The organism is Herbaspirillum autotrophicum (genome assembly GCF_001189915.1).
Lineage (GTDB): Bacteria > Pseudomonadota > Gammaproteobacteria > Burkholderiales > Burkholderiaceae_D > Herbaspirillum > Herbaspirillum autotrophicum.
In genome coordinates, this window is sequence record NZ_LFLS01000005.1 from 58,431 (window position 1) to 84,169 (window position 25,739).

The 25,739-nt window shown below is 56.7% G+C and carries 25 protein-coding genes; 12 read left to right on the top strand and 13 right to left on the bottom strand.

Annotated elements, in window-relative coordinates; translation table 11 throughout:
- Positions 1-80: 80 nt before the first annotated feature.
- Positions 81-1,307, bottom strand: a complete 1,227-nt coding sequence (locus AKL27_RS05500) for a polyhydroxyalkanoate depolymerase (protein WP_050461793.1) — start codon at positions 1,305-1,307, stop codon at positions 81-83.
- Positions 1,308-1,600: 293 nt separating this feature from the next.
- On the opposite strand from AKL27_RS05500, the gene AKL27_RS05505 reads away from it, so the two are divergent.
- The 5 genes from AKL27_RS05505 to AKL27_RS05525 all read left to right on the top strand — a co-directional run bounded on the left by AKL27_RS05505 (position 1,601) and on the right by AKL27_RS05525 (position 6,463).
- Positions 1,601-2,254, top strand: coding sequence for a glutathione S-transferase family protein (locus AKL27_RS05505; protein ID WP_050461794.1), 654 nt, complete (start codon positions 1,601-1,603; stop codon positions 2,252-2,254).
- A gap of 106 nt (positions 2,255-2,360) precedes the next feature.
- Entirely contained in the window at positions 2,361-2,798 is a 438-nt protein-coding gene (locus tag AKL27_RS05510; RefSeq protein ID WP_050461795.1) for a cupin domain-containing protein, read from the top strand.
- 235 nt (positions 2,799-3,033) lie between these two features.
- Positions 3,034-4,449 (top strand): circularly permuted type 2 ATP-grasp protein, encoded by a 1,416-nt coding sequence (locus AKL27_RS05515; protein ID WP_050461796.1) that lies wholly within the window; start codon positions 3,034-3,036, stop codon positions 4,447-4,449.
- Position 4,450: 1 nt separating this feature from the next.
- The gene (locus tag AKL27_RS05520; protein ID WP_050461797.1) at positions 4,451-5,440 is read left to right on the top strand and encodes an alpha-E domain-containing protein; all 990 of its coding nucleotides are present in this window, start codon (positions 4,451-4,453) and stop codon (positions 5,438-5,440) included.
- 144 nt (positions 5,441-5,584) lie between these two features.
- The gene (locus AKL27_RS05525) at positions 5,585-6,463 is read left to right on the top strand and encodes a peptidase (RefSeq protein WP_050461798.1); all 879 of its coding nucleotides are present in this window, start codon (positions 5,585-5,587) and stop codon (positions 6,461-6,463) included.
- A gap of 98 nt (positions 6,464-6,561) precedes the next feature.
- Here AKL27_RS05525 and purM read toward each other — a convergent pair whose 3' ends face one another.
- Positions 6,562-7,605, bottom strand: coding sequence for a phosphoribosylformylglycinamidine cyclo-ligase (gene purM, locus AKL27_RS05530; protein WP_050461799.1), 1,044 nt, complete (start codon positions 7,603-7,605; stop codon positions 6,562-6,564).
- 105 nt (positions 7,606-7,710) lie between these two features.
- Between purM and AKL27_RS05535 the strand changes: the two genes are divergently transcribed.
- Genes AKL27_RS05535 through folK form a run of 5 tightly spaced genes read left to right on the top strand, consistent with a single transcriptional unit; the run spans position 7,711 to position 12,011 of the window.
- Positions 7,711-8,799: an AI-2E family transporter gene (locus tag AKL27_RS05535; RefSeq protein WP_050461800.1), complete on the top strand. Its 1,089-nt coding sequence runs from the start codon at positions 7,711-7,713 to the stop codon at positions 8,797-8,799.
- Positions 8,796-9,488 (top strand): DnaA regulatory inactivator Hda, encoded by a 693-nt coding sequence (hda, locus tag AKL27_RS05540; RefSeq protein ID WP_050461801.1) that lies wholly within the window; start codon positions 8,796-8,798, stop codon positions 9,486-9,488. The genes AKL27_RS05535 and hda overlap by 4 nt, the downstream gene beginning before the upstream one ends.
- A complete protein-coding gene (locus AKL27_RS05545) occupies positions 9,485-10,165 on the top strand; it encodes a histidinol-phosphatase (protein WP_050461802.1) in 681 nt (226 codons plus the stop codon). Before hda ends, AKL27_RS05545 begins: the two co-directional genes overlap by 4 nt.
- The gene (pcnB, locus tag AKL27_RS05550) at positions 10,162-11,526 is read left to right on the top strand and encodes a polynucleotide adenylyltransferase PcnB (protein ID WP_050461803.1); all 1,365 of its coding nucleotides are present in this window, start codon (positions 10,162-10,164) and stop codon (positions 11,524-11,526) included. Before AKL27_RS05545 ends, pcnB begins: the two co-directional genes overlap by 4 nt.
- Complete coding sequence (gene folK / locus AKL27_RS05555) at positions 11,523-12,011, top strand: 2-amino-4-hydroxy-6-hydroxymethyldihydropteridine diphosphokinase (protein ID WP_050461804.1); 489 nt, start codon at positions 11,523-11,525, stop codon at positions 12,009-12,011. Before pcnB ends, folK begins: the two co-directional genes overlap by 4 nt.
- Before the next feature lie 12 nt (positions 12,012-12,023).
- Here folK and AKL27_RS05560 read toward each other — a convergent pair whose 3' ends face one another.
- The 11 genes from AKL27_RS05560 to AKL27_RS05610 form a co-directional block, all read right to left on the bottom strand.
- On the bottom strand, positions 12,024-13,268 hold the full coding sequence (locus AKL27_RS05560; protein ID WP_050461805.1) for an EAL domain-containing response regulator: 1,245 nt from the start codon (positions 13,266-13,268) through the stop codon (positions 12,024-12,026).
- Entirely contained in the window at positions 13,258-14,361 is a 1,104-nt protein-coding gene (locus AKL27_RS05565) for a protein-glutamate methylesterase/protein-glutamine glutaminase (protein WP_050461806.1), read from the bottom strand. The genes AKL27_RS05560 and AKL27_RS05565 overlap by 11 nt, the downstream gene beginning before the upstream one ends.
- A complete protein-coding gene (locus tag AKL27_RS05570; RefSeq protein ID WP_050461807.1) occupies positions 14,358-14,882 on the bottom strand; it encodes a chemotaxis protein CheD in 525 nt (174 codons plus the stop codon). The genes AKL27_RS05565 and AKL27_RS05570 overlap by 4 nt, the downstream gene beginning before the upstream one ends.
- Positions 14,879-15,688 (bottom strand): CheR family methyltransferase, encoded by an 810-nt coding sequence (locus tag AKL27_RS05575; RefSeq protein WP_232310907.1) that lies wholly within the window; start codon positions 15,686-15,688, stop codon positions 14,879-14,881. The genes AKL27_RS05570 and AKL27_RS05575 overlap by 4 nt, the downstream gene beginning before the upstream one ends.
- Before the next feature lie 95 nt (positions 15,689-15,783).
- On the bottom strand, positions 15,784-16,341 hold the full coding sequence (locus AKL27_RS05580; protein ID WP_050461809.1) for a chemotaxis protein CheW: 558 nt from the start codon (positions 16,339-16,341) through the stop codon (positions 15,784-15,786).
- A gap of 11 nt (positions 16,342-16,352) precedes the next feature.
- Positions 16,353-17,954 (bottom strand): methyl-accepting chemotaxis protein, encoded by a 1,602-nt coding sequence (locus tag AKL27_RS05585; protein ID WP_050461810.1) that lies wholly within the window; start codon positions 17,952-17,954, stop codon positions 16,353-16,355.
- A gap of 65 nt (positions 17,955-18,019) precedes the next feature.
- The gene (locus AKL27_RS05590) at positions 18,020-19,807 is read right to left on the bottom strand and encodes a methyl-accepting chemotaxis protein (protein ID WP_050461925.1); all 1,788 of its coding nucleotides are present in this window, start codon (positions 19,805-19,807) and stop codon (positions 18,020-18,022) included.
- Between the two features lie 61 nt (positions 19,808-19,868).
- On the bottom strand, positions 19,869-22,031 hold the full coding sequence (locus AKL27_RS05595) for a chemotaxis protein CheA (protein WP_050461811.1): 2,163 nt from the start codon (positions 22,029-22,031) through the stop codon (positions 19,869-19,871).
- Positions 22,028-22,357: an STAS domain-containing protein gene (locus tag AKL27_RS05600; RefSeq protein ID WP_050461812.1), complete on the bottom strand. Its 330-nt coding sequence runs from the start codon at positions 22,355-22,357 to the stop codon at positions 22,028-22,030. Before AKL27_RS05600 ends, AKL27_RS05595 begins: the two co-directional genes overlap by 4 nt.
- Positions 22,358-22,366: 9 nt before the next feature.
- Positions 22,367-22,735 (bottom strand): response regulator, encoded by a 369-nt coding sequence (locus AKL27_RS05605; RefSeq protein WP_050461813.1) that lies wholly within the window; start codon positions 22,733-22,735, stop codon positions 22,367-22,369.
- Positions 22,736-22,748: 13 nt separating this feature from the next.
- Positions 22,749-23,840: a chemotaxis protein gene (locus tag AKL27_RS05610; protein ID WP_232310908.1), complete on the bottom strand. Its 1,092-nt coding sequence runs from the start codon at positions 23,838-23,840 to the stop codon at positions 22,749-22,751.
- A gap of 393 nt (positions 23,841-24,233) precedes the next feature.
- Here AKL27_RS05610 and AKL27_RS05615 point away from each other — a divergent pair, with 393 nt between their 5' ends.
- Together AKL27_RS05615 and panB are read left to right on the top strand one after the other, a co-directional pair.
- Entirely contained in the window at positions 24,234-24,875 is a 642-nt protein-coding gene (locus AKL27_RS05615) for a deoxynucleoside kinase (RefSeq protein ID WP_050461815.1), read from the top strand.
- A gap of 4 nt (positions 24,876-24,879) precedes the next feature.
- Positions 24,880-25,710: a 3-methyl-2-oxobutanoate hydroxymethyltransferase gene (gene panB, locus AKL27_RS05620; protein ID WP_050461816.1), complete on the top strand. Its 831-nt coding sequence runs from the start codon at positions 24,880-24,882 to the stop codon at positions 25,708-25,710.
- Positions 25,711-25,739 lie beyond the last annotated feature (29 nt).

Genomic DNA, 25,739 nt, shown 5'->3' on the forward strand with positions numbered 1-25,739 from the left:
AGCCAGCCTGCGAGATCCGGCAAGATTGCTGCCACCGCAAGCACTGCCACCTGAGGCGGTGGCACGCTGCGAATCAATGATCATCTCTGGTGCATATTAATGAAATCTCTGAGGCGTGGATAGATTTCGTTTTCCCAGCGACGTCCGTTGAACACACCATAATGGCCCACCGCCGTCTGCACATGGTGCAAACGCATGTACGGCCAGATGGTGCTGCACAGTTCTTGTGCAGCCACTGTTTGCCCTACGGCACAAATATCATCCTTCTCTCCTTCCACGGTAAACAGGGCGGTACGCCGGATCGCAGTGAGATCAACCGGACGTCCGCGGAATTGCAACAATCCCAGCGGCAAGGCGTGCTCCTGGAAAACCACGCGCACCGTTTCCAGATAGAACTCTGCCGGCAAATCCGACATGGCGAAATATTCTTCGTAAAAAGTCTTGATTGCTTCCGCTTTTTCTATCTCGCCCTCCGCCAGATAGCAATACAGATTCCGAAATGCATCGACATGGCGTTGCAGATTCATATTCATGAACGCCGTTAACTGCATGAAACCCGGGTAAACATGACGGCCGCTGCCCGCGTGGCGCGCCGGCACCACGCCGACCAGATTGCTTTCGAACCATTCGATCGGTTTGCTTTTGGCCAGTTCATTGACCGCAGTGGGATTGATGCGGGTATCGATCGGCCCGGCCATCAGGGTCATACTGGCCGGCTGTGCCGGATCGTCCTCAGCGGCCATCACCGCCACTGCCGTCAGCGCCGCCACCGTGGGCTGACATACCGCCACGATATGCGCGCCGGGTCCGATTTTCTGCAAAAACCGCACCACATGACCGACATACTCATCCAGCCCAAAGCGACCGTCTGCCAAGGGGATATCGCGCGCGTTATGCCAGTCGGTAACGTAGACATCGTGATCGCGCAGCAGCGTTTTGACAGTACCGCGCAGCAAGGTAGCGAAGTGACCGGACATCGGTGCTACCAGCAATACCCGTGGCTGATCGGTCGCTCCCTGTTTGCGGAATCGCAACAATGAACAAAACGGTGTGCGGTCGACAACATCTTCCTGCACTGCCGTCGTGTGCGCGCCATCTTGCACGTGGTCGATCTTGAATTCGGGTCGGGTATGGGTCAGCTGAGTCCGGGAAAACACTTCGTAACCGGCTGCCAGCCGGCGCAAAAACGGATTGGCAGTCCCCTCCGGCCAATTGCTGGCAAACAGCGGCACCATCGCTTTGGCCATGGTGCGCCATGGGTCGGTTGCGTCCGAATATTGCTCGTAAGCCTGGTAAATATTTTTCATGGAACAGCCTATCCCCGAAGAAAACTGCTCAACAGAACTCAATCCACCGCTTGGCGCGACTGCACGCACGCCCCTTGAGTTCAAACCAGTACCCCGTTCGATGCAATATGCATGCCACGCACAGAGGCAATTGCCCGTCATCAATTATCTGCGAGGTGTGGCTGGCACAACCTTTGCAAGCACACCAGGGCGACACCAGCATTGCCAATCCGCAATGAAACAGCGGACTGCCGATGCATGCGACGACACGCGTTGACGCGCTCAAAGTCACTTTCCAACCATAAAGGACTGACATGCCTAAAACGACTTTGCGAATCACCAGCAAAAACTATTCATCATGGTCCTTGCGCGGATGGCTGCTGACAAAATTTGCCGGCCTGCCGTTTCAGGAAGAAATCGTTTCCCCCGACGATCCTGATGCGCGCGCCGAAATTCTGTTGCTGTCTTCGTCCATTCTGGTTCCCAGTCTGCGCCATGGCGAAACGCTGGTATGGGACACCCTGGCCATCGCCGAATATCTCAATGAAATCCGGCCGCTGGCCAAACTGCTGCCGGAAAACCAGTCGGCGCGTGCGCACTGCCGCGCCATCTGCGGCGAAATGCATTCCGGTTTCAGCGCCTTGCGTTCCGCGCTGCCGATGAACCTGAAAGCGCACTTCCCCAAGTTCAAGGTGTGGTCGCGGGCGGAAGCCGACATCCAGCGCATCACCACCATCTGGAAAGAATGCCTGGCGACCTATGGCGGTCCGTTCCTGTTCGGCGAACGCAGCGTTGCCGATGCCATGTACGCGCCGGTCGTCACGCGCTTCATGACCTATGACGTCAAACTCGATCCGATCTGCAGCGCCTATTGCAAACGCATCATGGCGCTGCCGGAAATGCAGGAATGGATCAAGGCGGCGAAGAAGGAACCGGACGATATCAATGAACTGGATGTCGAGTTCTGATTCCCTTGCAATCGGCCCGGCGCATGGTAACCAGCGATGACAGAAAGACAGTGGATTCTTTGATTTCTTGAGCAATGCGGGACATACCGCAGAAAGGGTGGATGTGATGAGTACGACAGCCGAAACATACCCGACTGGCAATGTTTTTTCTCATGTCGGCACAACCGATACCGAGTTCGTCTCGGGAGGATTGCGCGACTTTTTCCTGTATCGCGACCTCGGCATTGCCGCCGCCACCGGCGGCAAGGTCATCGCTCAGCTGGTGAAGGCCAACATGGCACCGGAAACCGGCACCGGCTGGCACCGGCATGAAGCCGAATTTCACATCGTCATCATGCTCAAAGGCTGGGCCCGCTTCATGTATGAGGATCAGGTGACGCTGGTGAAAACCGGCGATTGCGTGCATCAGCGCCCCGGCATCGTGCATTTTCTGTTCGACTATTCCCCCGATATGGAATATCTGGAAATTGTCGGCCCCGCCGATTTCACCACCATCGATATGCCGGCGCCGTGTCCGGTGCCGCCCCCAACGCCCTGGAGCTGAGACGAATAACACAGCAATGCAACGAAGTAAATAATTGATGTACGGCATTCAACACCGCGCTCCGCAGCCCGGATATGGTGCATTTTTCGCTGTCCAAAAACAGAGATGCCATGATAGTCTGTCATCAGATGTACCAGCGGTGATGATGCCTTTACGTGAATGTTTTTGAGCAAATATCAATTCGTTAGATCATCAAAAAATCTACCGTACAAGTGATAGAGAACCAAACAAACTTATGGCAAATTTTTTCGATGAAATGTATTCCGACGGTTCATCCTCGGTACGTAAACACTATGATGAATTTGCAGCGTGGCTGTCGGCGCAGACTGCAGAAACCATCTCCCGCAAACGCGCCGAATCGGATCTGATATTCCGCCGGGTAGGTATCACGTTCGCCGTCTACGGCAACGATGCCGGCACCGAAAGACTGATTCCGTTCGACATCATTCCGCGCATCATCCATGCCGCGGAATGGGCCAGGCTCGAAGCTGGTCTGGTGCAGCGCGTCAAGGCGCTGAACATGTTCATTCATGACATCTACCACGCCAAGAACATCATCAAGGCCGGCGTCATTCCCGCCGAGCAGATTTTCCAGAACGCACAATACCGACCGGAAATGCAGGACGTCACGGTCGCTTCCGACATCTACGCGCACATCGCCGGTGTCGATATCGTGCGCGCCGGTGAAGGCGAGTTCTACGTGCTCGAAGATAATCTGCGGGTGCCGTCCGGTGTGTCGTACATGCTGGAAAACCGCAAGATGATGATGCGCCTGTTTCCGGAATTGTTTATCCGCCACAAGATTGCGCCGGTCGATCATTATCCCGACATGCTGCTCGACAATCTGCGCTCGGTGGCGCCGACCGGCGTCACCGATCCGAGCGTGGTGGTGATGACGCCCGGCATGTATAACTCGGCTTACTTCGAACACGCATTCCTGGCGCAGCAAATGGGCGTCGAGCTGGTCGAAGGACAGGATCTGTTCGTCAAGGACAACACGGTCTACATGCGTACCACGCGCGGACCGAAGCGCGTCGATGTGATCTATCGCCGGATCGATGACGACTATCTGGACCCGCTGGCATTCCGCCCCGACTCTTCACTCGGCGTACCCGGTCTGCTGTCCGCCTATCGCGCCGGCAAGGTGACGCTGGCCAATGCCATCGGCACCGGCGTCGCCGACGACAAATCGATTTACCCGTATGTGCCCGACATGATCCGTTTCTATCTGTCGGAAGAACCCATCCTCAACAACGTTCCAACGTATCAGTGTCGCAAGAAAGACGACTTGTCCTATACCCTGGCCAATCTGGAAAAACTGGTGGTCAAGGAAGTCCATGGTGCCGGCGGCTACGGCATGCTGGTCGGACCAGCATCCACCAAACAGGAAATCGAAGATTTCCGCCTGCGTATCCTCGCCAAGCCGGACGGCTATATCGCGCAACCGACGCTGGCATTGTCAGTCTGTCCGACCTATGTCGATGCCGGTATTGCACCGCGCCATCTCGATCTGCGGCCATTCGTGCTGTCGGGAAAAACTGTCTCCATGGTGAAAGGCGGCCTGACCCGGGTCGCCCTCAAAGACGGTTCGCTGGTCGTCAATTCGTCGCAGGGCGGCGGTACCAAAGACACTTGGATTCTGGAGAAATGACATGTTGAGCCGCACCGCTGATCACCTGTTCTGGATGGCCCGCTACACCGAGCGCGCCGAAAATACTGCCCGCATGCTGGATGTCAATGTCCAGACCTCACTGTTGCCGCAATCGGTGGAAGATGCCGAACAAGGCTGGCGCGCCGTCCTCGGCATTTCCGAATTGCTGCATAGCTACGACCAGAAATACGATGCACTGACACAAAAAGACGTGATCGATTTCATGGTGCGCGATCCCGGCAATCCATCCTCGATTGCCTCGTGCCTGAAGCAGGCGCGCGAAAATGCACGCGCCGTACGCGGCGCACTGACGACCGAAGCCTGGGAAATCCAGAACGCCACCTGGATCAAGATGCAGGGCTATCTGCAAACCAGTGCCCTGGAACAGAATCCCAGTGATTTTTTCGAATGGGTAAAGCACCGCTCGCATCTGTCGCGCGGCGTGACAATCGGCACCATGCTCAAGGATGAAGCCTTCCACTTCATTCGCCTCGGCACCTTTCTGGAACGCGCCGACAACACCGCCCGCATCATTGACGTCAAGTTTCACGGCGCCAAGGAGAGCAAGCAAAGCCAGTCCGGACAAAGTCAGAGCCAAAGCCTGACGGCAAAGGATGGCAGCACGCCGATTGATTTCTATTACTGGGCTGCGATTCTGCGTTCGGTCTCCGGCTTCGAAATCTACCGCAAGGTGTATCGCGACGTCATTACCCCGGAACGCGTGGCCGAGTTGCTGATCCTGCGTGCCGATATGCCCCGTTCGCTGGCGGCCTGCATGAGTCACGTGCTGAGCAATCTGAAAAACGTGCACAACGATGTGTCATCCGATACCGAACGGTTTGCCGGCAAACTGCACGCCGACCTCAAGTTCAGCTCCATCGAAGAAGTGCTGGAAGCCGGTCTGCATGATTACCTGACCGTCTTTCTGGAGCGCATCTTTGAACTCGGCAACCGCATCAGCAAGGATTTCCTGGTGCCGCTGGCGGCCTAGGAACCCGACAAATTGCCACCCGGCATTCAGATTCATCTGAAACCGGGTGCAAATGTCTCGGTGCAGCGACATTTTGTCCCCGCCCGCGCCAAGAGCGTGCGGGGCTTCCTGTAAAATTCGGGTTTTACATCCTTTCTTTACATCATGACTTACTGCGTTGCCATGCGCCTGAACTCAGGGCTGGTCTTCTTATCCGATTCCCGCACCAATGCGGGCGTCGATCATGTCGGCACATTCCGCAAGATGAATGTCTACGAGAATCCCGGCGAACGCGTCATGGTATTGATGACGGCAGGCAATCTTTCCATTTCGCAATCGATACGCCAGATCGTGGCCGAGCGCACCAATGCGGCCGGGCATACCATCTGGACCGCGACCTCGATGTATGAAGCAGCCCAGATTCTGGGCGATGCGATTCGCAGCGTCCATGATCGCGACGCCGAAGAACTCAAGAAATTCGGTATCGACTTCAATGTCAGCATTCTGTTCGGCGGCCAGATCAAGGGCGAACGCTGTCGTCTGTTCCAGATGTATTCGGCCGGCAACTTTATCGAATCGCACGATGAAAACACCTATTTTCAGATCGGCGAAGCCAAATACGGCAAACCCATCATCGACCGCGTGGTGACACCGGACTCGACACTGGATGAAGCGGCAAAGTGCGCGTTGATTTCGATGGATTCAACGCTGCGCTCGAACATTTCGGTCGGTCTGCCGCTCGATCTGCTGCTGTATGACACAGATCAGTTGGCGGTGACGCGCTTCGTCACGGTCGATGAAAGCAATCAATACTTCCAGATGATTCGCTCAAGCTGGGGTGCACAACTCAAGCGGGTGTTCGAGACGATTGACGATCCGGTCTGGGATGCGGCACCGGAAACCACCGCCAATGTGCTGTCAACGCGCGACATCCACAGCGAACCGGTCCGTGTAGCACCACCTGCCAGCCTGGTACGCGAACAGCATCCGGTACCGCGGCAGACACTGGCAGAGCAGGATTGCGACAAAAAACAGGCCGGCTGAACCGCATTGACGGTTGCTGCGGGCCATAAAAAAACGGCTGCAAGATCATCATCTTGCAGCCGTTTTTTCTTGCCGGCAGCGCCGGCGTGCAGTCGGGATCAGACCACGATGGTTTGCGCTTCGCCTTCAGCGCGCGCACGAATTTCACCGATGCGGCTGACCGTCTCACCGGCCGCTTGCAACTGTGCAATCGCCGCGTCGGCATTTTCTTTCGACACGATCACGGTCATACCGATACCGCAGTTGAATACGCGGTGCATTTCGGCATCTGCCACGCCGCCATGCTGTTGCAGCCACGTGAACAGTGGCGGCATGGTCCATGCCTTGCTGTCCAGCACTGCCGTCAGATGCTTTTGCAATACGCGCGGCACGTTTTCCACCAGACCGCCGCCGGTGATGTGCACCAGGCCCTTGACTTCCATCGATGCCATCAGCGCCAGCAATGGCTTGACGTAGATGCGGGTCGGCTCCATCAGGACATCGGCCAGCTTGCGGCCGTGGAAGTCGGAATCCAGATCCGGCTTGGCGACTTCCAGAATCTTGCGCACCAGCGAGTAACCGTTGGAATGCGCGCCCGAAGATGCCAGACCCAGCACGACGTCGCCCGGAATGATCTTGGTGCCGTCGATCAGCCTGGATTTCTCCACGGCGCCGACCGCAAAACCGGCCAGATCGTACTCGCCGTCCGGGTACATGCTCGGCATTTCGGCCGTTTCGCCGCCGATCAGGGCACAGCCGGCCTGTTCGCAGCCCTTGGCGATGCCTTTGATGACATCGGTGGCGCTCGGGACGTCGAGCTTGCCGCAGGCGAAGTAATCCAGGAAAAACAGCGGTTCTGCGCCTTGCACCAGAATGTCGTTGACGCTCATGGCGACCAGATCGATGCCCACGGTGTCATGCCGTTTGAGCATGAAGGCCAGCTTCAGCTTGGTGCCGACGCCGTCGGTACCGGACACCAGAACCGGCTCCTTGAACTTCTTGCTGATCTCGAACAGGGCGCCGAAACCACCGATACCGCCGAGCACGCCTTCGCGTGTCGTGCGCTTGGCAAAAGGCTTGATCGCTTCAACTAAAGCGTCTCCTGCATCAATATCGACACCGGCGTCGCGGTAGGAAAGGGAAACATTGGATGATGAAGTCATGATGATATTGGCACTGGAGGCGGTAAAATAGAGAAGTTAACCTGGAGCGAGAATGCTCCGTCAAACCGTGATTTTATCAAACCGATCCATCTAAAGCCCGATTACATGCCATTTTCTTTATCGAATGAGCGAAAACAGAGCTTGCTGTGGCTCACTTTAGGGCTTCTGCTGCTGGGCTTGCTGGTACTGCTTGGCCCCATGCTGACACCGTTCATTACGGCTGCCATCCTCGCTTACGCCCTGAATCCGGGCGTCGACTGGCTGGCCCGGCGTCGCATCGGTCCGTTTCCCTGCCCGCGCCTGCTGGCAGTGACGCTGGTCATCCTGTTGTTTATTCTGGTCATTCTGGCGCTGATTCTGGTGGTGGTCCCGGTCCTGATGAAGGAATTGCCGCTGTTGCAGCAGCAGATTCCGAGTTTTCTCGACAAACTCAACCACTTCGTATCACCGCGTCTGCGAGAATTCGGCATTGATGTACGGCTCGATGGCGTCGGCCTCAAAAAGCTGCTGACCCAGCAACTGGCGACCAGCGGCGATGAGATCTGGGCCTCGGTGCTGGCCTCGGCCAGAGCCGGCAGCGGTGTCTTGCTGACCTGGCTGGCCAATCTGCTGTTCATTCCGATGGTGTTGTTTTATTTGTTGCAAGACTGGCATCCCTTCATCAAACGCCTGGAAAACATGATTCCGCGCGGCTGGCTCAACAAAACCCTGGGCATGGCGACCGAAGTCGACGATTTGCTGGCGCAGTACCTGCGCGGTCAATTGCTGGTCATGCTGATCCTGGCGGTTTATTATTCGGTTGCGCTGGCAATTGCCGGATTCGACATCGCCTTGCCGGTGGGCATCATTACCGGCTTGCTGGTGTTTATTCCCTACGTCGGCTTCGGCCTTGGCCTGGTATTGGCGCTGATCGCAGCCATACTGCAATTTTCCGGTTTCTACGGACTGGTTGCGGTGGCCGTGATTTATGGCATCGGCCAGGTTCTGGAAAGCTTCATTCTTACGCCGCGACTGGTTGGCGAACGCATCGGCCTGCATCCGCTGGTCGTTATTTTTGCCTTGATGGCTTTCGGACAATTGTTCGGTTTTGTCGGCGTGCTGATCGCCTTGCCGACTTCCGCCATCATTTCAGTCGTGGTACGTCATCTGCGCAGTCACTATCTGGCAAGCAGTTTTTACAATACCCAGACATGAGACAACTACTGCTGGACATCAGCGCGGAAAACCCGCAGACCTTTGATACTTTCGTCACGGGTCAAAATCTCGAACTGCTGCAACGTTTGCGCGACGTCTCTTCCGAGCGCGCGCAAAATACGCTCAGCGACCGCTTCATTTACGTCTGGGCCAACGCCGGCGCCGGCAAGTCACATCTGTTGCACGCGGTCGCCAATGCCACTGAAGGCGTGCGCCTGATCACTCCCGAGGCCGCTGAAACGGCGTTCGATTACAGCCCGGAGGTCAACTGTTACCTGCTGGATGACTGTGACCGATTGCCGCCGGCGTCGCAAATTGCCGCCTTCAACCTGTTCAACCAAATCCGCGAACTCGGCGGCTATCTGGTCAGCACCGGTTCGTTGCCGCCGGCGCAATTGCAATTGCGCGAAGATTTGCGCACCCGCCTCGGCTGGGGTCTGATCTATCAGTTGCACGGATTGACTGACGATGAAAAAATCGCTGCACTGACGCAATCGGCACAGGCGCGCGGCATCACGGTATCATCCGGCGTGCTGTCGTATTTGCTGACCCATTACCGACGTGACATGAGTTCGCTGTCACAGATGCTGGACGCACTGGACAGCTATTCGCTGGAAACCAAACGTCCGATTACCTTGCCGCTGCTGCGCGAGTTATTACAACAGGAAGCTGAAGACCCGATACCATGAATCTTGCTCTATTTGATCTGGACCACACCCTGATACCACTCGACTCCGATCATGAGTGGGGAGAGTTTCTGGCCCGCACCGGCGCCATCGATGCCGTCGCCTTCCAGAAAAGCAATGACGAATGGTATGCCCAGTACCAGGCCGGCACGCTGGATCCGGTGAAGTATCTGGAATTTGCCTTTGGCACCATGGCCCAATTTCCACGGCAACAACTCGATGACTGGCATGCGCAATTCATGGCAGAAGTCATCAGGCCGTCGATGGTGCCAGCCGCACAGGCCGTGGTCCAGAAACATCTGGATGCCGGCGATCTGGTCGCCATCGTGACCGCCACCAACAGTTTCGTGACGGCGCCGATTGCCGAGTTGTTCAAGGTCGAGCATTTGATTGCCTCCCGTCCCGAAGTCGATGCCGATGGCCGCATCACCGGCAAATTGCTGGACTCGCCGACCTATGGTCCGGGCAAGGTGACACATACCAATGACTGGCTGGCAGGTCTCGGCAAAACGCTCAACGACTTCGATGCCAGCTATTTTTACAGTGATTCACAAAACGATATTCCGCTGCTGTCCTGCGTGACGCATCCGGTCGCGACCAACCCCAACGAGCGGCTGAAGGCACATGCAATTGCCAACGGCTGGCCGATTCTGAATCTCTTCGACGCGCACGCGCAATGATTAAAAAGCTGATCCGCTCCATTCTGGGCAAAAATAAAAAGAGCGCGTCGTCTACCGAACCGACCGTACTGGGCCCCAAACAGCACGGCATCGATCCGCAACTGGTGTCACCCAATGCCATCCGGGTGACGCAGACGCTGCAGGAAGCCGGCTTCAAGGCATTCATTGTCGGCGGCGCCGTGCGCGATCTGTTACTGGCAGTCAAACCCAAAGATTTTGACGTCGCCACCAATGCCACGCCGGAACAGGTCAAGCAATTGTTCCGGCGCGCCTTCATCATCGGCCGCCGGTTCCAGATCGTGCATGTCATGTTCGGCCAGGAACTGATCGAAGTCACCACCTTCCGCGGCGCTTCTGCCGACAGTGCCCCCAAGGATGAACACGGCCGCGTGCTGCGCGACAATACCTTCGGCGAACAGCACGAAGACGCCGTGCGGCGCGACTTCACCATCAACGCCATGTACTACGATCCGGCCACGCAATCGGTACTCGACTATCACGGCGGCATCGCTGACATTCGTGCCAAGACGCTGCGCATCATCGGCGTGCCGGAGGCGCGCTATCGCGAAGATCCGGTGCGCATGCTGCGCGTGGTGCGCTTTGCCGCCAAGCTGTCATTTACCATCGACGCTGCCACCAGCGCCCCGATTGCCGTCATGGCGCCGCTCATCAACAATGTGCCGGCAGCCCGCGTATTCGATGAAATGCTCAAGCTGCTGATGAGTGGACACGCACTGGCGTGCTTGCAGCAATTGCGCAAAGAAGGTTTGCATCACGGTTTGCTGCCACTGCTGGATGTGGTGCTGGAGCAGCCGCTCGGCGAAAAATTCGTCACGCTGGCGCTGGCCAATACCGATGCCCGCATCAAGCAAGGCAAACCGGTTTCGCCCGGGTTCCTGTTTGCGTCCTTGCTGTGGCATCAGGTGCTGGAAAAATGGCATGCCTATCAGGCCGCCGGCGAGTATCCGATCCCGGCGCTGCATCTGGCGGCGGATGACGTGCTCAACGCCCAGACCGAAAAACTGGCCTTGCAACGCAAGATCGCCTCCGACATGCGCGATATCTGGGCCATGCAGCCACGCTTCGAACGCCGCGTCGGCAAAGCGCCCTACAAATTGCTGGAACATTTGCGCCTGCGCGCCGGTTACGATTTCCTGTTGCTGCGTTGCGCTTCGGGCGAGATTGATGCCGAACTCGGCCAATGGTGGACTGACTTCATGCAAGCCGATGGCGCGGGACGTGAAGCGCTGCTGGCGCGCAAGCCGACCGAGAGCAGTTCCGCCGCTGCACCGGCTAAAAAACGCAAACGCCGCGGTGGTCGCCGCAAACCTGATGCCGCTGCGCCCGACGCCGAATCATGACAGCCCGGCCAGTCATCGCCTATATTGGCATCGGTGCCAATCTCGGTGATGCAATACGCAGCGTGAAAGAAGCATTGCAGGAAATCGCCCGCTTGCCGGATACCCGGCTGCGGGTCCACTCCGATTTGTATCGCACGGCGCCGGTTGATGCCGGTGGTGACGACTACATCAACGCCGTCGCCGCAGTCGACACCATGCTGGCGCCACATGCCTTGCTGGAGGCGTTGCAAGCCATCGAACTGGCGCACGGACGCCAGCGTCCGTATCGTAACGCGCCGCGTACGCTGGATCTGGATATCTTGCTGCATGGGGATCAATCGATCACGGACGCGGTACTGAACATTCCACATCCGCGCATGACACAACGGGCATTCGTTTTATTGCCGCTGCTGCAGATCGCGCCGGACATTGCCATACCCGGCGGTGCTGCCGCGCGTGACTATCTGGCGGCAGTGGCAGATCAGCGCATAGATAAAGTAATCTGAGCCGGGATCGCGCTATTTATCGTGGCTGACCGGCATCCGCAATTCCGGCAGACGGCGATGGTGCCCTTTGAGCCAGATCGGAAAATCCTTGGCATCCATCGGCTTGGCGATCAGATATCCCTGTCCCAGCAGACATCCCGATTCTTGCAGCAAACGCCAGTCTTCCATGGTCTCGACACCTTCCGCCACGGTCACCAGTTCGAGCCGGCGCGCCATATCCAGCGCCGACTGCAGGATCACGCGCAAATTCTGCCGCTGATGCGCGCCATGGACAAAGGAACGGTCGATCTTCAATTCGGTAAAGGGAATGCGCGCCAACTGCTGCATCGATGAAAAGCCGGTACCGTAATCGTCAATCGACAAGCCGAAACCCTTGAGCCGCAGACGCGCCAGCGTACCCAGTGCACTGCCGAGATTGGCCACCACCGAACTCTCGGTAATTTCCAGCACGATCTGATCCGCCAGCAGGGCATGCTGCGCCAGCAGGTCCGACATCTTTTGCACGAAGTCCGGCATATCCAGCGATAACGGTGACAGATTGACCGCCACCTTGAGCGGCAGACCGCGCTCGTTCCACAGCGCCGCTTGCGCCATGGCCTTGGCCAGCATGTTCAGGGTCAGCTCATGAATCAGACCGCCTTGCTCGGCCAGCGGGATGAAACGATCCGGTGGAATGAAACCCATGGTCGGATGAATCCAGCGTGCCAGCGCTTCAACGCCCTTGAGCATGCCGGTACGCATATCAACCTTGGGCTGATAATACGCCGTCAGTTCGCCGTTGCGCATGGCAGCAGCCAGTTCGGATTCGCAGATCGATGGCAGGCTGTCGTTTTTTTGCGGCGTGGAAGCAGCGACATCGAATGACTTCATCGCCGCCACGATTTTTTCCCGGTTCAGCGGTTTTTGCAGCGCGCCCAGAACGCGCATGCCGAGCGCCTGAATCATGGTTTCCACCGACGACAGCAATGAGGTTTCCCGGCTCGATGCAACGATCAGCGGAAATGTCGCCTGACTCTGCTGCAACTGCTGGATCAGTTCGACGCCATCCATGCCCGGCATTTCCAGATCGATGATGGCCAGGCTCGGCGGCAGCTTCAGCATGGCCAGCAACTCCAGTGCTTCATGCCCGTTACCGGCTTCGTAAATCAGGTCCACGCCCATATCGCGCATCAAGCCTACCGTGTGCTCGCGTTGCACGGTACTGTCGTCAACGACCAGCAAAGACTCGATTTGATAAAGTGTCTTTTCAATAGCCATATCGATCTATAACAGATGAGATGTTTTCGAGGGAGACAACGTCGCAGACGCCGCCGAACAATATCGCTTCCTTCGGCATGCCAAACACGACGCAACTGCTTTCATCTTGTGCATAGGTCGCTGCGCCGCAATCGAAAAGCTCTTTCATGCCACGTGCACCATCATCCCCCATTCCCGTCATGATGATGCCGACTGCATTCTTCCCTGCCGCTACTGCAACCGAACGGAACAAGACATCCACCGACGGCTTGTGACGATTGACCAGCGGACCACTGACTATTTCTACATAGTACTGTAGACCTTCCCGCTTGACCACAAGATGCTCGCCGCCGCGTGCGATTAACGCCCGCCCCGGCAACACCAGATCCAGATGCTCGGCCTCCTTGACTTCAATAGTAGACAAGGTGTTAAGACGCTTGGCAAAACTGCCGGTGAACAGCTCCGGCATATGTTGCACGATCACGATGCCGGCACAGTTTCTGGCCACCTTCGCCAACACCCGCTCCAGCGCCTGAGGCCCGCCGGTTGAAGCGCCAATGGCAATGATCCGGGCGGTTGTCGGTGACATCCGCGGCAGCGGAACGGCAGCTCCCAGAATGACATCGGCGCTCAGGCGCGGACTGATCGCCGGCGCCACCGCCAGCTTGGTTGCATGGCGATTGTCCGGTGTCACGGAGAGCGGCATCTTTTCCAGCCTTGCATGCGCTGCAACACGAATGGCCGCGATCAGCTCGGCAGTGCTGTCCAGCAAAAAATCACGAATTCCCAGCGACGGTTTGGCGATCACCCCGACCGCGCCTGCCGCCAGCGCCTCCATGGTGATAGCGGCACTTCTTTCCGCCAGCGACGAACAGATCACCACCGGAGTCGGCCGGATAGCCATGATCTGTTTCAGAAAAGTAATGCCATCCATGCGCGGCATCTCGATATCCAGCACCACCACATCCGGCCAGTTGGCGCGCATTTTGCGCATCGCGAAAATCGGATCGGGGGCAGTCCCGATCACCTCGATGTCCGGGCAGGGCTCCAGCAAATCCTGCATGACCTGCCTGACGACGGATGAATCATCCACGATTATGACCTTGGTACTCATAAGATGTCCCTGGTAGCGACAGCATCATGCATGATCTGCGTCTCCTTCATCACCCCATGGCCGCGCCGTACCCAAACGTCGCCGGTACTGAGATCGAACCGCAGATAACGATACCCCTCTCCCGCTATATCTCTTGCTTTCACCTCGATATTCTGGCGTTTCAATATTTCCAGCGCAAAGCGCGCGTTGATCTGGCCCACGCGCTCATCGGACTCCGGCAAGTCCAGCACCCGGCCGCCGCCGAACACCTTCACCGTATAGTCACGCACATCGGTGCCGTGACGTTTGATGTCACGCAAGATCTGACGCACCGCCTCTTCGCCGTAGCGGCCGTCCAGCGGCGGCTGTCCCGCCAGCGGCGCCCGTAACCGGGCCGGCAACACGAAGTGACACAGACCGCCAAGTCGTTGTTGCGGATGCCAAAAGACAATCGCTACACAAGAACCCAGCAAGGTTTCGATATTCAGATCCCCGCGTCCGAAATAAATGCCGCCGGGGTTGATGAAAATGCGCTCACTCATGGCAATCGCCTGTAGATCGAGGGCGTGTGCATTTGCAACCCGGTCGGCATACCGTGCAACGATTCCGAGTGCCCCACAATCAACCAGCCTCCCGGCTTCAATTTCCTGGCCACGGAACGGATCACTTCGACCTTGGTTTGAAAGTCGAAATAAATAATCACATTACGCAAGAAAATGACATCAAACTGTTCATCCATGTCATCCGGCAATCGCAACAAATTGCGTTGGTCGAATTGCACCTGCGCGCGCAGTTTCTGATTCACCAGAAAGTGACCGTCGTAGTCACCGGTGCCACACAGGCAAAAACGGGTCAGATAGGCATCCGGTATGTTTTGACCACGCACCATCGGATACAGCCCGCGCCGCGCAAACGTCAACACGCGCTGGCTGATATCCGAAGCAAAAATCCGCCATGGTCCGTCAGGGCGGCAATCATTGAGCAGCATCGCCAGCGAGTAAGCTTCTTCACCGGTAGAACTGGCGGCACTCCACACCCGCATCAGCTGGCGGGCAGGGATGAGCGGCAGGATCTCCTCGCGCAGTACGTCGAAATGGCGCCGTTCACGGAAAAAATAAGTTTCGTTGGTGGTGATCAGATCAATCGCGCGTTGCCGCTCTTCTTGCTGCTGCGGCAAGGCGATCAGGTTGTAATATTCGCGCAGGCACGACAAATTCAGCTCGCCCAGACGACGCGAAAAGCGGCTGCACAACAATGCCTTTTTCGACAGCGGCAGATGCAACCCGATATATTGCTGGAACAGCTGCTGAAACAGCAGCATATCCTCATCGCTTACATCCACTGACATTGAGTCAATGCTGAAATTCATCTGATGGGCCTCGTTGATGACACGCTATTGCCGCCGTTCGGCAAAGGGTTCCGGCAGTTGCAGAGAATACAGACTCACTCGTTGGCCGAGGCATCAAAACCATCGGCTACCGCCATGCCTATCAAGGTCGCCATCTCATCCACCGACAAGACCGCCTTGATATCCAGCGCCACCACGAAGCGGTCTTTGATATTGATCATGCCTTCAATGAAATCCGAGCGAATCCGCGCCCCGAAGGAAGGCCGTCCTTCTATCTTGTCGAGATCAATCGTCAACACCGCACTGACGGCATCCACCATGACGCCAAGCAACAGCAGTTTTTCATCCTGCATCACTTCCATGATGACGATGCAGGTGCGCTTGCCGACCACCGACAGCGGACGGCCGAAGCGCACCGACAAATCGATGACGGGCACCACGGCGCCACGCAAGTTGATCACGCCGCGCAAAAAATTCGGCATCAGCGGCACTTCCGTGAGTCCGACAAATTCGATGATTTCACGGATATTCTCAATCGGCATCGCAAATACGTCATCCGCCAGCACGAAAGTCAAAAACTGACGCTGCTCGATGACCTCGCGTTGCGGTGATCGTGAAAAGGAATGCTCATTGGTGAGCGACAAACTAGGCATTTACATACTCCTCAAACATCTGACAGGACCGGCATTTCCGGTCCGGATTTTGCGGCAGAGGATCCGGCCGGAGTCCCGGCCAATCTGGCTGCAATACGCCCCGTCCTGTTTCTCTCCGGCTCGCCGTGGAACTGGAAATACCCCATCATTTCCTTCAACTGTGCAGCCTGCGTATTCATTTCTTCAGCGGTTGCCGACAATTCTTCCGATGCCACGGCATTGAGTTGCACCGCCTGACTGATCTGTCGGATGGCGGTATTGATTTCTATCAGGCCATTGGTTTGCTCGCGTGCCGAGAACGATATTTCAGAGACCAGTTCAGCGGTAGTCCGTATCGATGGAAACATGTGATCCAGCAAGGAACCTGCTTTCTCCGCCACTTCTACCCCATGACGCGCCACTTCGACAATTTCCTGCGCCGCCGATTGCGAACGTTCTGCCAGCCGTCGCACTTCACTTGCCACCACCGCAAATCCTCGGCCGTTCTCACCCGCCCGGGCCGCTTCGATTGCCGCATTCAACGCCAGCAGATTGGTCTGATAAGCAATTTCATCGATGACACCGATCTTGCTCGCGATCTGTCGCATCGCTATCAATGTTTCGTTGGCGGCGGTACTGCCATCAGCGACGGCGTTGGCAGACTCGGTCGCAATCAGGTTGGTCTTGTTGGCATTTTCGGTATTGTGTTTCACCGTGTAGGTAATCTGATCGACCACGGCATTGGTTTCTTCAGCGTCGGCTGCCTGTTGCGAGGAATTCTTGCTCAACTGCTGTGCCGCCTCCGACAACTGATGGGATGCAGAGGCCAGTGCCACCGTCGCGGTATTGACGTCGCCGATGATCGTGGTCAGTTTTTGCAACATTTTCTGCGCACTGTGCAAGACGCTGCCATGATCTTTTTTCCCTACCTCAAGATGGATGCCGAGATCGCCATCGGCAATCTTCTTCATGGTCAGCATGACCTCCTTCAGATCCCCGCCAATCTGCCTGGCAAACAACCATTTGACATAGACACCGAGCATGATCGCCATCAGTACCGCCAACAGCGTGACGCCGGCAATCTCAGTCAGATTTCTTTTTTCCAGCGCATTGGCCCGCGCCAGATTGTCATTGGCCTGACGGACGTTTTCATCAATCAGCAATTGCGTCTGCGTTTGTATCTTTTCATAGCTTTGAATCAGGCCAAGCGTTACCGGCGTCGCCGCATCGCTACGCAGCATGCGCTCCTGGCTGCTGACCACCTGCCGGATGAAATCAGTGACGAGCGCATCCATTCCCTGTTGCAGGCGCAATTCTTCAGCCGTCAGATCAGTGGTCGATTTGTAGCGGTCATAAGCATGGCGCAACTGTGCCAATTGCTTCTGAATGGGTTCTGCGTCGCGCTTTTTGATTTCGCGGTCGGCGCTGCCCGCCATTGATCGCAGCGACGAATAGATGCTCTGCGTGGTGCGCTCGGTCAGGTTGAGATTGACAATGGTCAGCAAATTGGTGCGATATATTTCCTGCAGCATGCTATTGACGCGAAACAAATTCAGTACGCCGTCCGCACCGACTGCAATCGTCAACAGCGCACCTACCGCAAAACTCAACACAAGCTTGTTTGCCAGTTTCATTTTGTCCCCTCTGTAACTGCCGTCACCCTGCAAGCAACTGACCGACGCTTCTTTGCACCCCCGTGCTAGAAACGTTTGAACGAGGTCTCGTCGACCGGTTCATCATCAGCATCGAGCAACGACATCCGTCTGGTTTGCACCAGTTTCGATTTCATTGCCGTCGGTTCTTTCAGCACTACCCCTGATCGATGCGATACATTCCGTTTTTCATCTCCGACCTGAAAAAACAACATCAATTCCTGCAACTGCATTGCCTGGGCACTCATCTCTTCCGAGGTCGACGACAACTCTTCCGACGCCGAAGCGGTCATTTGTGTGGTCTGCGCCATTTGATGCACGGCATTGTTGATTTGCTCAAGCCCGGTTGACTGTTCGCGCGATGCCGCCGAAATTTCCTGTACCAGATCTGCCGTTTTGCGAATCGACGGCACCATCTGATCCAGCAGTCCGCCGGCTTTTTCAGCCAGAATAACGCTGTTTTCCGCGACCGCAATAATTTCCTGCGCCGCTGTCTGTGAGCGCTCCGCCAGCTTGCGCACTTCTGCAGCCACCACCGCGAATCCCTTGCCGTGCTCACCGGCCCGCGCCGCTTCAATCGCCGCATTCAATGCCAGCAAATTGGTCTGATAAGCGATGTCATCGATGATGCCGATCTTGCCGGCGATCTGCTTCATGGCCAGCACCGTTTCACGCACCACTTCGCCACCCTCGGCAGCGGCACTGGCAGATTTGCTGGCAATGCCATCCGTGATGCGTGCATTCTCTGCATTCTGCGCGATGGTAGCGGTAATTTCTTCTACCGACGCACTCGTGACTTCGACGTTCGACGCCTGTTGCGAGGCGTTTTGACTGAGCGCCTGCGACGATGCGGAAATCTGTTCCGAGGCCGATGCCAGTGAACTGGCGGTACCGCTGACATCACCGATGACATTGGTCCATTTGGCGATCATTTGCTGCGTACTGTGCAAGACGCTGCCGGTATCGCGCCGCGACACCGGCACCTTGACGGTCAGATCGCCTTCGGCCACCTTGCGCAACACCATCATCGCATCCCGTGGTTCACCGCCCAGTTGCGAACGGATCACCCGATACGCAAAGAACAGGCAGACCAGCAACAACAGCATGGAAGCGCCGAGCAGCGAGAAGATCACGATCTCCAGTTGCGAATAGCGCGTTTGTGCCGCAACCACAGAAGCTTGCGTGCGTTCATCCACCATGCGCAGAAAATCGCTGATCGGCGCCATGATGCGCCCCACCATGCCACGATAATTCTGGTCGAACATCAATTCTTGCGCCATGGCCTGATTGGGTGCGCCAGTCACCGTGAAATTACCAGTGCCGTCGTCGAACTGGCCTTTGACTGCATTGAATGCGGTGATCTCAATCTTGCTCAGGTTGTCCGACATGGTCTTGGCTTCTTGCATCTTGGCCAGTTCCGGAGCGGTAAAGCCGGCCTGCTTCATCAGCTCGATCAGCGGCACCGGCGGATCGGATGGCGCAGTGGTGGCCTGCTTCACGGTCACCAGATCCCAGTTGAAACGGGAATAATTCTTGGGGCGGGGCCGCTTGCCGTTGCGAATATCGAGCACCACGTAATAGCGCTCTTCATCATTGGGGTCGCCGGTGGTCACGTAAGCGCGTGCGAACTTGGTCAGATCATCGGAACTGCGGCGCATTTCGTTTGCCAGCGCCAGCGAATAGTAGCGGGATTCATGCGCATGATTCAAATTGCTGTTGGCTTCCTTGAGGGCACGCGTTACGCTGACGATACTCCCCATCAATACCGCGAGTACCACCACCAGCCAAATGAAAAGCTGTCTGATGCTGATCCGCTGCGTCAACTTGTTTTGCATGAAAATCCCCTGGTTTTGCTTCACTTCCAAAACTGAAATAACCTGCTCGCCACTACTGCTGCTATATCTGTTCACCAGCGCGCATGTCTGCCCGGGTGACGTCCGTCTGTTCCAGCTGGCGGGTGTATTGGATCAGATGCGGAATATCGAGGATCAATGCCACCCGGCCATCGCCGAGAATGGTGGAACCGCTCAATCCCTTGACCTGACTGAACAGACTGCCCAACGGCTTGATCACCGCCTGGCACTCTCCCAACAAGCCATCTACCAGCAAGCCCGCGCGCTGCTGGCCGTACTGCACGATGACCAGACTTTTGCGCACGCTGTCCTTCTGCGGCAATTCGAACAATTCCCGCAACGGCACGAACGGCAACGGCTCGCCGCGCAAGGTCACGATATTGTTATGTACCGGATGTACCGACAAGTTGATGCACTCGATCACCAGATCGAGCGGAATCACAAACACCGCTCCGCCGACCATGACCTGAAAGCCGGAGATGATCGCCAGCGTCAGCGGCAGGCGTATGCGCACCATGGTGCCGCGGCCGACGGCGCTGAAAATATCGACATCGCCATGCAATGAATCGATGTTGCGCTTGACCACATCCATGCCGACGCCGCGTCCCGACAGCGCGGTAATTTCGGTCGCGGTAGAAAATCCCGGTTCGAAAATCAGGCGAAATATGTCGCCCTCGCTCAAGCCGGCATCGGCCGACACCAGCCCTTGCTCTACCGCTTTCTGCAAAATGACTTTCTTGTCGAGGCCACGACCATCGTCGAACACTTCAATCACGACGCTGCCGGATTCATGGGTGGCGTTCAGCCGCAAGACGCCGGTGGCGGGCTTGCCGGCTACGGCCCGCTGCGCGGCCGACTCGATGCCGTGATCCATGGCGTTGCGCACGATATGCATGAGCGGATCGGATATTTTTTCCACCATGGATTTGTCGAGTTCGGTCTCGGCACCGGTCACGATCAGCTCGATATCCTTGCCCATTTCCCGCGAGATATCCCGCACCACACGCGGGAAGCGCTGAAAGACTTCGTTGATCTGCACCATGCGCAACGTCAGGGCCGCATCGCGAATCTGTTCCACCAGTCCGGAAATGAGCTGGGTCGATTCTTCCAGCTTGGCATCCTTGCGATGTTTCGCAATCAGGCTGGCACCGGCGCCGGCAATCACCAGCTCACCGACCAGATCGATCAACTGGTCGAGTTTGGACACTTCAATCTTGATGAACTTTTGCTCCTGCGCCTTCTTTTCATCGACCGGCTTGATGCGCGCGGTGGCTGCTGCATGTGGTCCGGCGTCCATTGCCGCCACCGCCGCATGCGCCCGCGACGGACCGGCAGCGGCCACTGCTTGCTCAAGCTGACGCCACTCGTGTACGGTCAGTGCGCCCGACGCCAGCCATACGCCGGCAATCGCCGCCGGGTCGCTGAACCCGGCCAATACCTGACGATAGGCCGACAAGCCGCAGTGCGGTGCCAGCAATACGATCTGGCTGCCTTCACGCACGAACTCGAATACGCTTTCGATATTTTCCCGGGTGCTTTCGGTGGCCAGGCCAATTTCGAAACCGAGATAACAGGTTTCGGGATCCATCACTTCGAGGCCCGGAATATCGCTGTCGATGATCTGGCAATACACCATATCCCCGAGCGTGGTGAGGTAGCGCAGAAACGACAGCGGGTCGAGACCGTCTTTCAATACATCGGGACTGAAGCGCAACGACAAATGCCAGCACGGATTGGCAACCGTGGTCTCATCCTCGGCCGGGATCGCCGCTGCGGCTGCCGGCTGCACTGCCGCCACCATCAACGGATCGACCGGCGCCGACAAATGCTTGTTCAATGCGGCTTCCAGTTCAGCGCGACGCACCGGATCGGGGTCGTCGCTTTCCGTCAACTGTTCAATCGCATCGACCAGGCTGCCGATGTAGTCACCGCAATCCAGCAGCAATGACATCATGCCGTCATCCAGCGCCAGTACACCATTGCGCACCTTGTCGAGGACGTTTTCCAGCACGTGGGTAAAGTTGACGATGCTGTCAAACGCAAACAGGCCGGCCGAGCCCTTGATCGTATGCGCGGCGCGGAAAATCGCATTGATGGATTCCTTGCTGGGGCCGTCGCTTTCGATCTGCAGCAGCGCCGCTTCCATCGCGACCAGCAGCTCCCGGGCCTCCAATACCAGCGCATCACGGGCTGCATCTTTTTTCATGCATGACTCCTTGATGCTGAAGGCAACGGCAAACCGAACGTTTCATGCAAATGCAGCAAGCCGATGACCGACATCACTGCCGCACTGAAGCCGGAAAAAATCAGCAACTTGTCTTGCTGCGCTGCCTCGCGCCTGAGCGACAACAGCAATTGCAGGCCGGCGGTATCGAATTCGTCGACGCCTTGCAAATCAAGTTCCAGCATGGCGTCGGCCTGGCCGATGGTATGGATCAGTTGCGGCTTCGATTCGGCCGCCTGAAAAATGGTGAAGCCGCCGCTGATCAATAGCAGTGCATGTCCGTCACGCGTACTTTCTGTCAGCGGCATACGGCGACCTCAGGGTAAAACCAGCTTGGCAACCGCATCCAGCAAGACGGGCGGCAGGAACGGCTTGTGTACCCATGCCCGCACGCCGGCACTCTTGCCTTCCTGTTTGCGAGAATCGCCGCTTTCGGTGGTCAGCATGATCACCGGCGTAAATTTGTAATTCGGGTTTTGCTTGACCGCGCGCACGAAGCTCAGGCCATCCAGATTCGGCATGTTGACGTCGGAAATGATCAGATTGTATTTGCGGCCATCAAGCTTGCTCAGCGCATCTTGTCCGTCGCTGGCTTCCACCACCTGATAGCCGACGCTCTTGAGCGCCATGCTGATGGTTTGCCGCAAGCTGAATGAATCGTCCACAATCAATATTGTCTTGTCCATTCCACTCATCCTGTCAAAAGAAATCAACTTGTGAATGCTGCGCGTTGCCGGCCTGTTGGCCGCCATGAACCTGCCGTTGTTCCAGCGTGGTATAGGTTTGTTCCAGCGCATCCATCCATTGCTGGCGCTCGGGCAAGGCGGCATTGGTTTCGATGGCGGTGACCAGTTTCTGAATATCGCTGCGGACATGACCCAATATCTGGCTGATCCGATCCTGGAACTGCAGGTTGACCAGAATGTCGCAGACTTCCTGATCGACTTCGCGGTTTTCTTCTTCCAGTTGCCCCACAGTGCCGCTGAGCTTGAGCGCCGATTGACGGAAATCGGCAATCACATGGGCGATCACCGCGCGTGAATTGTCGATCATGCGGCCGGCATCGCTGTTGAGCTGATTGGCGGCCACCAGCGCAGTCTGAATCTGTTGCTTCACGATTTTTGTTTTGGCCGCAATTTGCCGGCCGATGTCTGCGGCCTGTGCCGCCGTCTGTTCTGCGGCCTCGCCTTCACTCTGCTGCGCGGTCAACAGATCGGGCACAGTCTTGAGCCCGGTCAGTTGCGCAGCCCGATTTGCCAGTTCCCGGATTTCATCATTGAACTGACCGAGTGTCTCGATTTTGGTCAGCAATGCGTCACGCGTCGCCAACACTTCTTCCAGCGCCGTCGCCACGCCGCCGAGTTGCTGCGCCGCGTTTTGAATGACCAGCAACACATCGCCATTCTTGCCGCCTGCGGCCAGACTGACGGCGCCACCCAAGCGCTGATGAATGCCGACAAACCGCTGCGTCAGATTATCAATCGCTTCCTGGGTCTGAGTGCGCGCCAGCTCGACGTTGTTGCTCCACGCCGGCAAGACACCCAGCATCAGTTGCGGCAATGGCGATGGCGTGCTCAGCTCGGGCGGCACTTCCGGCATGATGATGGCGACTTCAGCGGCGACCGCCGATGGCGCCAGCAACGCCTTCTCGCTTTTTTGTACGGCCAGCCAGATCGCCGCCGCGGCCACGCCACCGGCAACCAGACCTTGCCACCAGACGGGAGCAAAGGCGATCAGTAACAACGTATTCAGGCCGCATATCGCCACTAAGGGGTGATGTATCGACTTCACGTGGAATCCCATCAGAAATTTTTTTTCATGTAAGGCGCCGTTTTGCCGGTCCCCTGTCCTGCTGCTCCCTGTAGGTAACGGCAGGCTGGCGCCATTGTTTACTGATCTGACATGAATAAATAATATGTTAATGCCCGGAAATAAGTCAATTTACAGTATCGAATCTTTTTCACATGCAATTTTGTATTGTGACCATCCAATGGCTGGCTCTGTCGGCAGAACAGAGGGTGAATTCGGTTTGATTTCGAAATAAAAATTTCCACGTGGAAATTATGTGTCACAAAGCCGCCCTTTTTCATTGCCGAGTGCCATGGAGCAATAAACTGACACGGGTCTGTCAATCTCCTACAATGCGACTTCATTATTCGCTTTCGTCGTTGCAAAAAAACAAATATGGATTTAGACACCTGTAAATATATTGTCGTAGAAGGCCCCATTGGCGCGGGCAAAACCACGCTGACCAACAAACTTGCCGAACGGCTCGGGGCCCAGCCGATACTCGAGCAAGCCCAGGAAAATCCGTTTCTGGAAAAATTTTATCGGGATGCCAGTCGCTACGCTCTGCAAACCCAGATGTTCTTTTTGTTCCAGCGCATCCAGCAACTGCAAAGTCTGGCCCAGCCGGATTTGTTCAACACCCGTTTCGTAGCCGATTACCTGCTGGAAAAAGATCCGCTGTTTGCCCGTCTGACGCTGGCCGAAGAGGAGTTGAAACTGTACGAACAGCTCTATCGCCATCTGCGTCCGCAAGCCTTGCAACCGGATCTGGTAATTTATCTGCAAGCCGGTCCGGAGACACTGGTCGAACGCATCCGCAAGCGTGGCAATCCGATGGAAGCATTGATTTCCACTGAATATCTGCAACGTCTGTGCGACAGCTACAGTCACTTTTTTTATCACTACGACGCGGCCCCGATTCTCATCGTCAACAATGAACATCTGAACCTGTCTGAACACGAGGAAGATTTTGAATTGTTGTTGTCGCATATCGCCGAGATGCGGGGCAAACGTGCGTTTTTGAATCGAGGAGAATAGAAAGATGTCAGGGTATCTGCAAGAAACCGCCGGCAAGGGGCGCAGCAAGCCAGTCACCATTCCGACGTTGCAAGCGATGCGCGACAAGGGCGAAAAGATCAGCATGCTGACCTGTTACGACGCCAGCTTTGCAGCACTGATGGATCGCAACGGCGTCGAAGTGGTGCTGATTGGCGATTCGCTCGGCATGGTCTGTCAGGGCCACACGTCGACGCTGCCGGTGACGGTCGACCATATCGCGTATCACACTGCCTGTGTGGTGCGCGGCAATCAAAACATGTTGCTCGTGGCAGACATGCCGTTCGGCAGTTATGCAACGCCAACGGCTGCCTTCGAGCATGCGGTACGACTGATACAGGCCGGCGCGCACATGGTCAAGCTGGAAGGCGGCGCCTGGCTGGCAGATACCGTCAGATTCCTGACCGAACGCAGCATTCCGGTGTGCGCACATCTCGGCCTGACACCGCAGTCCGTACATCAGATGGGCGGCTACAAGGTACAGGGCAAGACGCTGGCTGGCGCCGAATTGCTGGTTGCCGACGCACTCGCCCTGCAAGCCGCCGGCGCTTCATTGCTGGTGCTGGAAGCGATTCCGGCAGCGCTCGGTAAAGATGTCACTGCACAATTGCGCATTCCGACCATCGGTATCGGCGCCGGCCCGGACTGTTCCGGCCAGGTACTGGTGATGCACGACATGCTGGGCGCATTCCCCGGCCACAAGGCGCGTTTCGTGCGCAACTTCATGGATGGTGCCAGCAGCATTGACGGCGCTGTGCACACCTATGTGACCGCCGTCCGGGATCAGTCATTCCCGGCCACGGAACATTGCTTCTGATCGTTGCCATTCACTGCCCGTTGACTGAC

Bases quoted from the DNA above. Each gene is read 5' to 3' on its own strand.
- AKL27_RS05500 (WP_050461793.1), bottom strand. From the start codon at position 1,307: ATGAAAAATATTTACCAGGCTTACGAGCAATATTCGGACGCAACCGAC.
- AKL27_RS05505 (WP_050461794.1), top strand. From the start codon at position 1,601: ATGCCTAAAACGACTTTGCGAATCACCAGCAAAAACTATTCATCATGG.
- AKL27_RS05510 (WP_050461795.1), top strand. From the start codon at position 2,361: ATGAGTACGACAGCCGAAACATACCCGACTGGCAATGTTTTTTCTCAT.
- AKL27_RS05515 (WP_050461796.1), top strand. From the start codon at position 3,034: ATGGCAAATTTTTTCGATGAAATGTATTCCGACGGTTCATCCTCGGTA.
- AKL27_RS05520 (WP_050461797.1), top strand. From the start codon at position 4,451: ATGTTGAGCCGCACCGCTGATCACCTGTTCTGGATGGCCCGCTACACC.
- AKL27_RS05525 (WP_050461798.1), top strand. From the start codon at position 5,585: ATGACTTACTGCGTTGCCATGCGCCTGAACTCAGGGCTGGTCTTCTTA.
- purM (WP_050461799.1), bottom strand. From the start codon at position 7,605: ATGACTTCATCATCCAATGTTTCCCTTTCCTACCGCGACGCCGGTGTC.
- AKL27_RS05535 (WP_050461800.1), top strand. From the start codon at position 7,711: ATGCCATTTTCTTTATCGAATGAGCGAAAACAGAGCTTGCTGTGGCTC.
- hda (WP_050461801.1), top strand. From the start codon at position 8,796: ATGAGACAACTACTGCTGGACATCAGCGCGGAAAACCCGCAGACCTTT.
- AKL27_RS05545 (WP_050461802.1), top strand. From the start codon at position 9,485: ATGAATCTTGCTCTATTTGATCTGGACCACACCCTGATACCACTCGAC.
- pcnB (WP_050461803.1), top strand. From the start codon at position 10,162: ATGATTAAAAAGCTGATCCGCTCCATTCTGGGCAAAAATAAAAAGAGC.
- folK (WP_050461804.1), top strand. From the start codon at position 11,523: ATGACAGCCCGGCCAGTCATCGCCTATATTGGCATCGGTGCCAATCTC.
- AKL27_RS05560 (WP_050461805.1), bottom strand. From the start codon at position 13,268: ATGGCTATTGAAAAGACACTTTATCAAATCGAGTCTTTGCTGGTCGTT.
- AKL27_RS05565 (WP_050461806.1), bottom strand. From the start codon at position 14,361: ATGAGTACCAAGGTCATAATCGTGGATGATTCATCCGTCGTCAGGCAG.
- AKL27_RS05570 (WP_050461807.1), bottom strand. From the start codon at position 14,882: ATGAGTGAGCGCATTTTCATCAACCCCGGCGGCATTTATTTCGGACGC.
- AKL27_RS05575 (WP_232310907.1), bottom strand. From the start codon at position 15,688: ATGTCAGTGGATGTAAGCGATGAGGATATGCTGCTGTTTCAGCAGCTG.
- AKL27_RS05580 (WP_050461809.1), bottom strand. From the start codon at position 16,341: ATGCCTAGTTTGTCGCTCACCAATGAGCATTCCTTTTCACGATCACCG.
- AKL27_RS05585 (WP_050461810.1), bottom strand. From the start codon at position 17,954: ATGAAACTGGCAAACAAGCTTGTGTTGAGTTTTGCGGTAGGTGCGCTG.
- AKL27_RS05590 (WP_050461925.1), bottom strand. From the start codon at position 19,807: ATGCAAAACAAGTTGACGCAGCGGATCAGCATCAGACAGCTTTTCATT.
- AKL27_RS05595 (WP_050461811.1), bottom strand. From the start codon at position 22,031: ATGAAAAAAGATGCAGCCCGTGATGCGCTGGTATTGGAGGCCCGGGAG.
- AKL27_RS05600 (WP_050461812.1), bottom strand. From the start codon at position 22,357: ATGCCGCTGACAGAAAGTACGCGTGACGGACATGCACTGCTATTGATC.
- AKL27_RS05605 (WP_050461813.1), bottom strand. From the start codon at position 22,735: ATGGACAAGACAATATTGATTGTGGACGATTCATTCAGCTTGCGGCAA.
- AKL27_RS05615 (WP_050461815.1), top strand. From the start codon at position 24,234: ATGGATTTAGACACCTGTAAATATATTGTCGTAGAAGGCCCCATTGGC.
- panB (WP_050461816.1), top strand. From the start codon at position 24,880: ATGTCAGGGTATCTGCAAGAAACCGCCGGCAAGGGGCGCAGCAAGCCA.